The sequence below is a fragment of the Peribacillus sp. NPDC101481 genome, from assembly GCF_044767165.1.
Lineage (GTDB): Bacteria > Bacillota > Bacilli > Bacillales > DSM-1321 > Peribacillus.
Genome location: NZ_JBIWNJ010000004.1, coordinates 14665 through 28023, shown reverse-complemented (window position 1 = coordinate 28023; position 13359 = coordinate 14665). Strand labels below are relative to the sequence as shown.

Sequence of the window (13359 nt, the reverse complement as noted above, 5' to 3'; positions counted from 1 at the left end):
TGATTGTATTAGAACGAATGCTACCTTAGAATGATGATACACTCAACACCGTGTTAATTAAAGAGGGAGGATGTGTGTGCATGAAAAATGCGATTTCCATTGAAGGGATTGCTAAGGGTTTTCATCAGAAAAAGGTCATTCAGCCATTAAGCCTGAATATTGAAAAAAACGGAATTTTTGGCTTATTAGGTCCATCCGGATGCGGAAAGACCACCTTGATTAAAATGATTGTCGGATTGATTAAGCCTGATGCGGGTAAAGTCACGGTTCTGGATCATGAAGTGCCAAATGAAGCACTGTTAATGGATGTCGGCTATATGGCACAGTCCGATGCTTTATATACAGAACTGACGGGAGCTGAAAATCTCGAATTTTTTGCGAAACTATACCGTTTTTCGAAAAAGGAACGAAGGGAACGCATTCAATATGCAGCTGAAATCGTACAGCTGACTAATGATTTGAGCGTTCGGGTTGCGCATTATTCCGGGGGAATGAAACGCCGTCTGTCACTGGCGGTTGCACTCATCCAAAATCCGGAGATTCTCATTTTGGATGAACCGACAGTAGGAATAGACCCTTTGCTGAAACAATCGATTTGGGAGGAACTTGAGCGTTTAAGAAATGAAGATGATAAGACGATCATCATCACGACGCATGTGATGGATGAAGCGGAACGATGCGATAAACTGGCGATGCTGCGTGAAGGTGAAATCATCGCGGCAGGAACCCCTGCTGCTTTAAAAACACAATTTGCCGTGGAAACGCTTGATGATGTTTTTTTAAGGATTGGAGGCGGCTTAAAATGAGAATTGCCTCTCTTGTTACTCGAATTACTCAGCAGATGCGCCGGGATCGAAGGACGCTTGCTTTATTCTTCCTAGCTCCTTTGCTCATTTTAACGCTCATGTATTTTATTTTCGATACAGAAGCAAGTGATTTGAAAATCGTTGTTACAGGCAGTGATGAAACGATCGTTAAAGCATTGAAAAAAGCGGATTTTCAAGTGTCGGCTGCTGAGGAATTCTCACAGGAAAAGATGATTGAAAAGAATGCGGATGGCTGGCTGCATGTTGAAAATGGGAAAATGAAACTCACACTTTTGAACGACGAACCGACCCGGGCAAAAGCCGTTCAAATGCAAATGATGCAAGGCTTGCAAGGGAATGAAAAAAACACTACTTCAATTGAGGAGAAATATGTTTACGGAGATGCCAACACAAAGGGTTTTGATACCTTCAGTCCGATGCTCGTCAGCTTTTTCGTTTTCTTCTTTGTATTTTTAATAGCGGGGATTGCGCTTTTGAAGGAGCGTACAAGTGGTACTTTGGAACGGCTGCTTGCCACCCCGATTAAAAGATACGAAATCGTAGCGGGCTATGTGATCGGATATGGCTTATTTGCTCTAATTCAAACCATAATTGTCGTACTATATGCTGTCAATGTATTGGATATCGTCCTTGTTGGCTCCATTTGGCTCGTTTTATTGACGAATATACTGGTCGCGCTCGTTGCATTATCGCTTGGTACATTGCTATCGAGTTTCGCGACATCTGAATTCCAAATGGTACAATTCATTCCGCTGGTCATCGTGCCTCAAGTCTTCTTTACAGGGATTTTCCCATTGGATGGCATGTCAGACTGGCTCCAAAAAATCGGCAAGATCATGCCTCTCTATTACGCATCGGATGCCATGAACGGCATTATGTACAAAGGCTTCACGTTCAATGAGATTTCACTGGATCTGCTCATTCTCCTGGCCTTTGCCGTCGTCTTTATCACCATCAATATCATTAGTTTAAAAAAATACCGAGCACTATAATGAGGATTAAATACCAATCCTTGCTAATATGATTACATCTGAATAACGTAAAACAAAGCCGGATTCCTGGATCGTGAGGGGCCGGCTTTTTGTTTTTTGGAAGAAGATCGAATTATTCCACACAACAGTCGAATTATCCGAGTAAGGTCGAATAAACCCGCACATCGGTCGAATTATCCGGATGTAGGTCGAATAAATCCGTACATCGGTCGAGTTATTCGGGTGTAGGTCGAATAAACCGACACATCGGTCGAATTATCCGGGTGTAGGTCGAACAAACCCGCACATCGGTCGAATTATCCGGAGTAAGGTCGAATAAACCCGCACATCGGTCGGATTATCCGGGTGTAGGTCGAATAAACCCACACATCGGTCGAATTATCCGGGTGTAGGTCGAATAAACCCACACATCGGTCGAGTTATCCGGATGTAGGTCGAATAAACCCACACATCGGTCGAATTATCCGGATGTAGGTCGAATAAACCCACACATCGGTCGGATTATCCGGATGTAGGTCGAATAAACCCACACATCGGTCGGATTATCCGGATGTAGGTCGAATAAACCCACACATCGAATGAATTATCGGGGATGAAGGACGAAATATCCTTCCGATAGGTTGATTCATTCTAAAAAGCTTCCCTTTGAAGTAGTTTGTTGACGGGCTGTTAAAGTTGTCCTAGGATATAAGGATATGAATTGATTTGGAAAGAAATAGAAAGGGGGAGTTATATGTCTCTAAAATCGGTCATGCTTTCCCTTTTGCTGTCGCAAGCAATGTTTTTGTGCGGTTTACCTTTTTTTCTTCAGCTTCTATTATATTTGAATCCTTTGGTAATCATGGTTGTCTGGTGTTGTATACTTCTTTTCGTTTCGTTTGCGGTTCTTTATTTTCGAGGTGAAACGGTCAGAATTCCGCGCTCTTTATGGCAGTCAGCATTGTTTAGTTACAGTTTATCATTATTGGTTTTGCTGTTCTTTCGGCCGGAAGGGCAGGTATATTCGTATAATTTGATTCCTTTTTCTACGATTCTTTCATATTTATCGAACGAAATGAACTGGCTTGTGTCATTTTATAACCTTAGCGCTAATGTAGGGCTGTTCATTCCATTCGGCCTGTATTTGTTGTCAAGGGAAGGGAAAGAGCCCTCAGCTAAAAGGAAATTTCTATATCCATTACTTTCGATTTCAGTCATCGAAATCTGTCAGTTTGTTTTTCGGCGCGGAAGTTTGGATGTCGATGACCTGATCCTGAATATGATTGGTGTTTACCTGGGGTACATTCTGCATCCTTTGTTCAAGAAAGTCGTAGTGCTCCGTTCTGGAAAAGTAAAAGCATGAGAGGCAATGCAATTATGTTAAATGAAAGGGTGTATTTTCATGTATAGCACGTTAGAAGAATTATCGAGCCATCCTGTGTTTCATTATTTTGCAGCGATTTCCAAAATCCCGAGAGGATCGGCTAACGAAAAAGCGATCAGTGACTATTTGGTTCGCTTCGCTAAGGATAGGAACCTGGAGGTGATCCAGGATGAGGCGCTGAATGTGATTATCAAAAAGCCTGCCACAACTGGATATGAAAATGCACCTACCGTCATTATCCAGGGGCATATGGATATGGTTTGCGAAAAGAACAAGGGAACGCTTCATGATTTTGAGAAGGATCCGCTTCAATTAAGGATTGTGGGAGACATGTTGTATGCAACGGATACAACATTGGGGGCGGATAATGGAATTGCCGTTGCTTATGCTTTGGCATTATTGGATGCGAATGATATTCCGCATCCCTCTCTTGAAATAGTCATAACGACTGAAGAAGAAACGACAATGAACGGTGCACTTGCCGTGGATCCGGCTCACTTCAAGGGAAAATTGATGATCAATATTGATTCGGAGGAAGATGGAAAGCTGCTGGTTAGCTCTGCTGGAGGAATACGAGTTCGGCAAATCCTGCAAATCGGATGGGAATCGGTTTCAATTGTTGAAGCTGTATCTTATAATATCAGGATTAAAGGGTTGAAGGGCGGACACTCCGGTATGTCCATCCATAAGGAAAGAGGGAACTCCAATAAACTTTTGGGCAGAGTATTACATGAATTAACGACAGACTTTCCTTGCTTCATACAGCAAATGAACGGGGGCTTGAAAGGGAATGCGATTCCTCGTGAAGCAGAGGCGACTGTACTGATTTCTGTAGAAGATGTTCAGAAGATAACGGTGAGACTCCAGAAATGGGAGGATACTTTTAAAAATGAACTGCAATCTTCTGACCCTGAGGTATCGATTAGATTTGAAAAGATCGAAACGATTTCTTCAAACGTTTTTTCCAAAGAGACGGTGACTAAAGCCATTACCTCCTTACTGGTAATCCCGCATGGCGTTCAAGGTATGAGTATGGGAATAGAAGGATTAGTGGAAAGTTCGACGAATCTAGGGGTCGTTACAACAAATGAAGCGGAAATGATATTCGAAAGTGAAATCAGGAGTTCGGTCAAAAGCATCAAATATAATATGGTCACGCAGGCAAAGGTGATTGCCGACATGCTTGGGTGCAAGCTATTGATTGATGCGGATTATCCGGAATGGCCCTATAATCCTGATTCGAAACTCAAGAAATTATTTGAAGAGACATACAAAGAAAAATATCATGAGGATATTGAAATCATCGCTGTGCATGCAGGGATCGAGTGTGGGGTATTCATAGATAAGATACCAGGGCTGGATACTGTTTCAATCGGACCGGATATGTTTTCCGTACATACACCTGAAGAACACTTAAGCATCCCTTCGACCATAAACAACTGGGAATATTTTGTTTACACATTAGAACGGATGAAAGATCTATAAACAATGTTTGGGCAACGGCAATATGGCATTCAATAGATTTGGAGACATCCTATCGTTAATCGATTGGATGTCTCTTTTTTTGAGGGCAGCAGCCGGCGGCAAGGGAGTGGGCCTCTGAAATCAGCTGCAATCTTTTCTTGAAAAAATTGTAGACTGGTCTCATCCCGAATTATGTTTAAAGTTTATCCTTTAAGTTTTTTTCTGTAATTCTTATTGGATTGAAAAAATTTGCGACACTCCTGCCGAATAAATGGCTAGCCGGGACCCCGCAGACGCTTGCGCCAAGGAGGCTTGGCGGACAGTCGGCGGAAAGGGAGCGGATTTCTGAAATCAACTGCAATCTTTTCTTGAAAAAATTGTAGACTGGCCTCATCCCGAATTATGTTTAAAACTAGTTTATCCTTTAAGTTTTTTTCTGTAATTCTTATTGGATTGAAGAAATTTGCGACACTCCTGCCGAATAACTGGCTAGCCGAGACCCCGCAGACGCTTGCGCCAAGGAGGCTTGGCAGACAGTCGGCGGAAAGGGAGCGGATTTCTGAAATCAACTCGAATCTTTTTTTAGAAAAAACTCCAGGTAAACTGGCTTTTCATCGAATTTTTGTCTACATTCTGAAAGAAACAGAGGTTTCTTTACAATCGTTATAAAATAAACTATTGTAAAGAAAACCTATCATTAATTATTGTTCGAAATCATTATGTATAGAGGAAGGTATATGGAAATATGGGTGTAAAGTATAGAATGGTCGTAGAACAAATGGAGAAAGAAATATTAGAAGGAAAATATACATTAAATACAAAGTTACCTACTGAAGAAGAGTTGATGAAGAAGTTCGATGTCAGCAGGAATACCATAAGAAAAGCAATCAACATATTGGTTGAGCAGGGTTATATCTATCAAGTGCAAGGAAGCGGCATATTCCTAAGGGAATTTTCCAGACCGGGCTGCATTTCAATGAGGGATATGGGTGGCTTAACCAAAGTGTTTCCAAATGATGAAATGAAAAGTAAAGTGTTGAAGTTAGAATTAATTGAAGCCGATGAAAAATTGGCCAAGCAAATGAAATGCAATGTGAAAACCAAAATCTATAACCTCAAACGGGTTAGATATTTAAATGGTGAACCCATTGTAATAGAAGAGTCCTTTTTCAATAAAGATATCATTCCAATCATAAATAAAGAAATCGCAAATGGTTCCATTTATGAATATATAGTCGAGGATCTGAAGTTGAATATTGGTTTTGCAGATAAAATCATTTCGTGTGAAAAACTAAATGACGATGATGCCAAGCTTTTGGACTTGCAGCCAGGTGATCCGACATTAATAGTTGAAAGTACGGTCTTTTTAAAAGCCGGAGCCGTTTTTGATTTATCAATCGAGAAATATAATTACACTTCAGCCAAATTATTAACATTGACTTAATGAGGGCAGGAAATTCTTTCAGGATATTAAAAGATTCCAGAGATATGATCGATTAACGATAACAGATTATAATATCAAATAATATTCAAACAAAGAGCGACTGCATTAATTAGCAATCGCTCTTATTATTTATTTTAGTTTTACTTGATCTATTATTAGTGATACATATATTCCTGCCCAAGTACCGGAAATTTCATTAAGCAGAACAGAACTTATAGCGGAATTAATGAAACGGAAAGCTTTGTTTTTCGTATATTAAATATATGGGGTTAAAATTCAAGAAGCAAAGATTAATAGATTGAGGACATTTGCATTCTTATCAATCAATGTATTGGAAATGGGGAATCTTATGCAAAAAAGGGTGAAAAGAAAATTATTTCATTTATATACAGGAGAATTGATGGCAACTGTGATTTTTGCTGTACTGTGGGTTTCGTTTCTGGTGCAGCATGATTGGACTGATTCCTACTTAACTTCATTTTCATCTGTGTATGCGTTCGTCCTACTGGAATTTATTTTACTTCAAGGAAGTTTATATTGGTTTCTTAAATGGAAACGCGCTAAAGAAAACCATTACGCCCATTTACCTTATACGCAATTACGGATTTTTCTATTCTTTAAAAGATTAAACCTTTTCCTTATTGCCCTAGGAATAGCAGCCTTTTTTTATCAATTAAATGCATTTGAATCAGGAGTATTTTGGTTTTCGTTTCTTTATGTTTTCGCCATCATCGAGCATATTAATTATTATCACTTCAGGCTTTCCTATCAAAGTCCAGAGGAAATGAGAGAATTCATTCGTCAAAGAGGTTTAAGGAAATCCATTTTGGCAAAGGAATTGAATAAGCTTAATAAGATTTATTCGGTGTGAATGGGAGATATCGATTCACACCGTTTTTTCTTAAATCATTTCTCTTTTTCCCCAACGATCCCATAAAACAAAATCTTCATAATATCCTCAGTCAAAGGCAGGATGCTTTGATAAACCTCTTCCCGTTGGATATATTCATTCATTGCTTTTATATAAAATAAAATCGCTTCATTAGATAAGTTCGGATCAACATATCCTTGTTCCTTCCCCTGGTTAAACAGATCGATAAAGCGGGGCAGGGCCTTTTCTGTATATATTTTTTCCATATAATTGATTCCGGAAGTATATTCCTTCATTAAATATTGATAAAAATCTTCATGTATTTGTTTGGCTGTTTCATTCTTCGTGAACATGAGCTGCTTTATTTTTTCAGGAAAGGCCATGTTGCTGGCCAGTATTTGTTCAAATTCATCCAGTGCCTTATCTGTATAATAAACAAAAACCTCATGAATTAGATTATGTTTGCTTTCGAAGTAATTATATATCGTAACTTGAGATACATTTGCTTTTTTGGCTATTTCCCCAATCGAAATCTTTTGGACACCATACTCCATGAACAAAGCTAAGGCAGCCTCTAGTATATTCAATTTCTTTTGTTCCCTGCGGCGTTGAAATCCGTCCATTTATTTCACCTCAACCTTAGTTTAATTAAAAATATGTAATAGAACAATAAAATAAGTTCATAAACTATTGTCAGGAATTATTATTTTATATATTATGAACTAAATTAATAAAAATATTTCATAATTTCTTTTCAGAGGAAGAGGTGGATGAGGGATGTCAGTATTGAAAACAACGAATTTAACGAAAAAGTTTGGAAGGTTTACAGCTTTAAATGGTGTGAACATTGAAGTGAATGAAGGTGAGGTATTTGGATTCATCGGTCCTAATGGTGCTGGAAAATCGACAACGATCCGTGTGCTGCTCGGGATTTTAAAAGCGACGGATGGAGAAGCGAAGATTTTTGGCAAGGATGCATGGAAAGATGCGGTTGAAATTCACAAGCGAATTGCGTATGTTCCGGGAGATGTGAACCTATGGCCCAACTTAACAGGCGGAGAAGTTATTGATCTATTTGTTGAATTACGCGGGGCGAACAATAAAAGCAGACGGGAAGAACTAATAAAAAAATTCGATTTGGATCCTTCAAAGAAATGTGGAACATATTCAAAGGGGAATCGGCAAAAGGTTGCTTTGATTGCTGCTTTCTCATCTGATGCCGACCTTTATATCTTGGATGAACCAACATCAGGTCTAGATCCATTGATGGAAAGGGTTTTCCAGGAATGTGTGATGGAAGCGAAAAATGAAGGAAAAAGCATTTTACTTTCCAGTCACATTCTTTCTGAAGTGGAAAGGTTATGCGATAAAGTGGGTATCATTCGGCAAGGGCAAATAATTGAAACGGGAACATTGGATGAGCTGCGTCATTTAACGAGAACAAGCTTGCTTGTCGAAACGAAGCAGCCTATTCCTGCTTTAGGGAATGTAAACGGTGTTCGGGATATCGTGATGAAAGACCAGGCACTTTCATTCCAAGTGGATACAGGTGAATTGGATAATGTCATGAAGTATATATGCCAATTTGGAATTGTGAAATTGGAAAGCGCGCCGCCTACATTGGAAGATTTATTCATGAGCCATTATGAAGGTGAAAGGAAGACTTCTGATTCTGGGGCGGGAGGTGCGTTATAATGGCAAACCAGTCCTATCATAATACAGGAAGACTCTCCCGATTAATCGTACGGCAAGATCGGATTCGGATTCCTGTTTGGATAATTTCCCTATCTGTCCTTACATTTATGGTTGCAATGGCATTCACCGATCTGTACCCGACTGAACTAGAAAGGCAAACTATTGCAGAAACAATGAGGAATCCTGCAATGACAGCGATGGTGGGGAAAGGTTACGGCCTGGATGACTATACAAACGGAGCGATGATGGCGCATCAAATGTTACTGTTAACCGCTATGGCCGTGGGGATAATGAGTATTTTACTTGTTACGCGCCATACACGCGCAGATGAAGAGGACGGCCGTATCGAGATGATCCGTTCTTTGCCGGCTGGCCGGTTGGCTAATTTATATGCAACCATTTCCGTATCGTTTGGTACGAATGCATTGATCGCGTTAATAACGGGTTTCGGATTGTATGCTCTGGGAATTGAAAGCATGGATTTGGAAGGTTCCCTTATGTATGGAGCTGCGTTAGGGGCAACCGGTATTTTCTTCTCGGCGATAACGGCATTATTTGCCCAGCTTACGGAGAGTGCGCGAGGTACGATTGGTTACTCCATCACTGTTTTGCTTCTTTCCTATCTTATTCGGGCGATAGGGGATGTCAGCAATGAAACACTTTCCTGGTTTTCACCTTTGGGTTGGGTTTTAGGTTCAGAGGTATATGTGAATAATTATTGGTGGCCAATCATCCTTACGATCGGTGCGGCAATCATTTTGGTTGTACTATCTCTATATTTGAATGCCATCCGTGATTTGGAAGCTGGATTCATACCGGCTAAGCCTGGCAGAAAATATGCTTCATCGTTTTTAAAAAGTCCGCTTGGTCTCGCGCTAAGGCTTCAGCGCACAGGATTGATTGCCTGGGCAGCCGGGATGTTCATTTTAGGCACATCTTACGGTTCCGTTTTAGGTGATTTAGAATCCTTTTTTGCAAAAAATGAAATGATGGCCGAACTATTGACGCCAGTTGAAGGCTTTTCGCTGACGGAACAATTCTTGAAAATGTTGATGTCAGTCATCTCAATGATATGCACCATCCCGCCTCTAATGGCGATGTTAAAGCTTAAAGGGGAAGAAAAAAGGAACTATACTGAACATTTACTGAGCCGCGCTGTATCACGTACAAGGCTTATGGGCAGCTATCTTATCATCTCCGTTATTAGCGGTTTTCTCATGCTTGCGATTGCTGACATCGGTCTTTGGGCAGTCGGGAATTCAGTGATGGATGAAGGGGTTGCTTTCGGCACTATATTTAGTGCAGCAATGGTTTACCTGCCTGCGATGTGGATCATGATTGGCATTGCCGTGCTGTTCATTGGCTTTGTACCAAAATTATCTGGCTTGACTTGGCTTTACTTGACATACTCAATCTTGGTCGTTTATTTAGGGGGAATGCTTCAATTCCCTGAATGGATGAGTAAACTAACGCCATTTGGCCATATTCCGAAACTTCCTGTTGAAGATATCGACTTCATGAAAGTATCCATGCTTACCATCATAGCCATAGTATTACTGGCTATTGGCTTTACCGGATATAACAAACGGGATATCCGAGGTTGACGATTCAACTATGATTCTATTATTCCTGAAAAAAGCCTGATTCCTCATTGTTTCAATGAGAAATCAGGCTTTTGGTTATCAGTCATGGGAAATTAATAATAGTACACCTAGCGCAATGATGATAAAGAATAAATAGCTTTCGAATTTTTTCGCAGGAATCCGCTTATTCATGAAGATTCCGAGACCAGTCGCAAGTAATATAGCTGGAATGGAATAAGCGTAAAGAATAAGTGAATCGGCTGTCCACAGTCCGCCTAGCGCATGACCCGTCACTACCAGGATTCCGGAAATTAGGAAATGGGCTTGCAATGTTCCGCGGAATCGATCTGGATTCCACCTTCGTAAAGTTCCATAGACGACGACCGGCACCCCATTAAAGTTATAGGCGCTGCCAAGGGCTCCCGACGCAAAACCGAACGGCCATACCCAGCCATTCGAGATAAGTAATGGTTTTTCCACAGCCTGAAAAAGTCTTTGCTTTAGAAGAGAATAACCCCCATATGCAACCAAAAAAACACCCAGTGCAGAAGTGATGATCATAGAAGGTGCGTAATGGAGCAAAGCCAGGCCGGCTGGTATGCCGATCACCGTTGAAGCCGCCAGCCTGATTAATACCGAGCGTTCAATATGCCGCCATCCGCTAACGACGGTTAGCGAGGCAACGGTAAGACCGGCCAATCCAATCAAGGAAACCGAAGTATTAAGCGGAATATGAAGTAAGGCAAGCAAAGGCATGCTGACAATCGCTTCACCGAACCCGAACATCGTCCGCATCAAGGCGCCGATAAACACTGCCGCCACCACCAATATGATGCTGCTGATCGTCATTCTTTCACCTCCTAAAAGCACAATAACCCTTCTATAAATTATACCATATCAACCTGGTTTTAGGTTGGGGGAACCATGCTTAAAACGGGTTATTTAAGGCGTTTTACGCTCTTTGTGAAGTGTTTGAAATGATACTTAATAGAGAGGTACACACCCTTTATTTTTGTTGCTTATGAGTCGAAAACGAGGCAGGAAAAGCGTTGTATATCTTGAAGTGTTAATTCAGATGAAACTCCATTAATTTCTACTTTCGCATCAACTAAAACAAAAACAATTAGTCATACTGGAACTTTAGGAGTTTTAGGAGTCCCTTTTAATATAAAATCACAGGAAAATATAATTATACTCCTAGTGGTGCTACATCAGCCCTTTCAACTAAAGGAGAAGTAGTCTATCATTATAATCCAAGAATCTCTACAGATTTAACTTATTATGGTGGTTATATCAATAATAAAAAATATTACGGAGAGGTAACTTTTTATTATAAAGTTGGAGTAGGATCGCTTGGTATTGTACAAATAGGAAATGTTTATCTTAAAGTATCAGGAAATCATCTAGGAAAACTCTCAGGTAGTATAAAAACTTCTGTAAAAAAATAAATTTCAAATATAGTAGGTGATTATATGAAAAATTGGAAGAAAATACCTATTGTTGTAGTATCCATTCTAATAATCGCTATGATAATTGGAATTACAAGCTTTTATTCAATTTAAAGTTTAATCTGCTAACCAAAACAAAGACCATCATTATAAAGATGGTCTTTGTTTATTGTGTACCCAGCAGGGGTACACAATAAACGCCAAATCCTTTGATAGAGGTGAGTCCTTAAATAACAGAAGAGAAAAAAAGGACAATCAATCTAACGCTATGAAACTACCTTTTTTAGCTGAATAAAATCATACATAAACAATAAAAGTGAAAGAAAATAAACCCCTTGGCTACAAGTGGTTTATTTTGGTGTAAATGCGTACAATAAATTAATAAAATAGGGGACATGAAAGGGACATTGATGGTTTTATTAGGGGACACAAAGGGGACATTGATGGAGTTTTCATGTACCACAAAAACACTAGGCTTTGCCTAGTTCAACAACTTAGTTGGGGACAGTTTTTCCTTATGCTCTTTCTTCTGCCAATACCTTTAAGTTATGACACTTTCCATTTAGATAAATCAAATAATTATTTTCCTGCATAAGAAAAGGCTGAAGTGGAAATACTTCAGCCTAAAAAACCCTATATATATATTTTAGAAGAATATCCTTTAGCATTTACGAATCAATCTCAGGTCTTTTTTTCATTCAGTTAGTGAATTAATCATAAAAGATTAAATGCATATCACTGTTAGTCCTTGATTTCGCAAAAAATTCTGCTTCATTTCCTCCATCAACAAAGTTACCAATACCCCGGAAAATACCACATTGGCCTCGATCTAAATATCTTACCCCTACATAATCATTATAACTGTCAGGATCATACTCCCATAATTCAACTTTTAACTTACCAGCTGGACCCACGTAAGAATCCCGACAAATCTTATAATCACCACCAGTAGAGGCAAACACATCACTTTCAGCACCATTAGAATAAAGAGATTGTTCTCCTAAGTAATCCCAGCCACTTGCAAATGTAGAAGAAGGGAACAACAACGCAGCGACCAATGCCACAGCACTTATTTTAAACATTTTCATGCTCATTCCTCCTCACCCGTTTTGACTTATTATTCTCCATATAATTCTAATCAATATTTTTTATATTATCATCTATCCAAAGATTCACTTTTTCACGAAGCGTTTTTGTATATCCACTACTTCAGCGCTACATATGAAAATAGAGAAAAAAGTGAAATGTGCTCGTCATTCAGTTTTGAAATGTATTTCTGAATCATCTTTAAACTTTTAAGCCTTCCGGGATCAGGTAAACTAATTACCTCTGAATCCACCATTTGTGTAGAGGCGTCTCGATTTCTAATACCAGCAATCAGCAGCATAGTTGCCGCTAAACTAACACTACAATCCATGGAATAGGCCAATGCAGAAATTCTTTCATGCTCATAAGCTTTGAATCTTAAATGAATCCTTTCCTTCTGAATAATAGTTCTCTTCTGGAATACTTCGGCTTCAAAATCCCCTCTAAAAATCGTATTATCATGCCTGTAGTTTCTTTTAAAATACATGGACAAGCCCTCAATACATTCCCTGGAATTGATAGCTGCCATTATTATTTTTTCCCCTATATCCTTCACAGGCTTATGAACACATTTATTTAATGAGTG

The 13359-nt window shown here is 39.5% G+C and carries 12 protein-coding genes; 8 read left to right on the top strand and 4 right to left on the bottom strand.

Annotated elements, in window-relative coordinates; all coding sequences use genetic code 11:
* Positions 1-80 precede the first annotated feature (80 nt).
* The 6 genes from ACIROD_RS21800 (at position 81) to ACIROD_RS21775 (ending at position 6961) form a co-directional block, all read left to right on the top strand.
* Entirely contained in the window at positions 81-806 is a 726-nt protein-coding gene (locus tag ACIROD_RS21800; RefSeq protein WP_402944191.1) for an ABC transporter ATP-binding protein, read from the top strand.
* Positions 803-1819, top strand: a complete 1017-nt coding sequence (locus ACIROD_RS21795) for an ABC transporter permease (protein ID WP_402944188.1) — start codon at positions 803-805, stop codon at positions 1817-1819. Before ACIROD_RS21800 ends, ACIROD_RS21795 begins: the two co-directional genes overlap by 4 nt.
* A 733-nt stretch (positions 1820-2552) precedes the next feature.
* Complete coding sequence (locus ACIROD_RS21790) at positions 2553-3161, top strand: VanZ family protein (protein WP_101224788.1); 609 nt, start codon at positions 2553-2555, stop codon at positions 3159-3161.
* Between the two features lie 39 nt (positions 3162-3200).
* Positions 3201-4667, top strand: a complete 1467-nt coding sequence (locus tag ACIROD_RS21785; RefSeq protein WP_402944183.1) for an aminoacyl-histidine dipeptidase — start codon at positions 3201-3203, stop codon at positions 4665-4667.
* Between the two features lie 724 nt (positions 4668-5391).
* Positions 5392-6090, top strand: a complete 699-nt coding sequence (locus ACIROD_RS21780; RefSeq protein WP_101224786.1) for a GntR family transcriptional regulator — start codon at positions 5392-5394, stop codon at positions 6088-6090.
* Positions 6091-6439: 349 nt separating this feature from the next.
* Positions 6440-6961, top strand: a complete 522-nt coding sequence (locus ACIROD_RS21775; protein WP_402944178.1) for a hypothetical protein — start codon at positions 6440-6442, stop codon at positions 6959-6961.
* A 35-nt stretch (positions 6962-6996) separates the two neighbouring features.
* Here the strand turns inward: ACIROD_RS21775 and ACIROD_RS21770 are convergent, their stop codons facing one another.
* Complete coding sequence (locus tag ACIROD_RS21770; RefSeq protein WP_063596019.1) at positions 6997-7584, bottom strand: TetR/AcrR family transcriptional regulator; 588 nt, start codon at positions 7582-7584, stop codon at positions 6997-6999.
* A 154-nt stretch (positions 7585-7738) separates the two neighbouring features.
* Between ACIROD_RS21770 and ACIROD_RS21765 the strand changes: the two genes are divergently transcribed.
* Entirely contained in the window at positions 7739-8656 is a 918-nt protein-coding gene (locus tag ACIROD_RS21765) for an ABC transporter ATP-binding protein (protein WP_402944175.1), read from the top strand.
* Positions 8656-10260 (top strand): ABC transporter permease, encoded by a 1605-nt coding sequence (locus ACIROD_RS21760; RefSeq protein ID WP_402944172.1) that lies wholly within the window; start codon positions 8656-8658, stop codon positions 10258-10260. Before ACIROD_RS21765 ends, ACIROD_RS21760 begins: the two co-directional genes overlap by 1 nt.
* Before the next feature lie 78 nt (positions 10261-10338).
* On the opposite strand, the gene ACIROD_RS21755 is transcribed toward ACIROD_RS21760, so the two are convergent.
* The 3 genes from ACIROD_RS21755 to ACIROD_RS21745 all read right to left on the bottom strand — a co-directional run bounded on the left by ACIROD_RS21755 (position 10339) and on the right by ACIROD_RS21745 (position 13302).
* Entirely contained in the window at positions 10339-11088 is a 750-nt protein-coding gene (locus tag ACIROD_RS21755) for a sulfite exporter TauE/SafE family protein (protein ID WP_402944169.1), read from the bottom strand.
* A gap of 1309 nt (positions 11089-12397) precedes the next feature.
* The gene (locus ACIROD_RS21750) at positions 12398-12775 is read right to left on the bottom strand and encodes a hypothetical protein (protein ID WP_402944165.1); all 378 of its coding nucleotides are present in this window, start codon (positions 12773-12775) and stop codon (positions 12398-12400) included.
* A 116-nt stretch (positions 12776-12891) separates the two neighbouring features.
* A complete protein-coding gene (locus tag ACIROD_RS21745; protein WP_402944161.1) occupies positions 12892-13302 on the bottom strand; it encodes a hypothetical protein in 411 nt (136 codons plus the stop codon).
* Between the last annotated feature and the right edge of the window lie 57 nt (positions 13303-13359).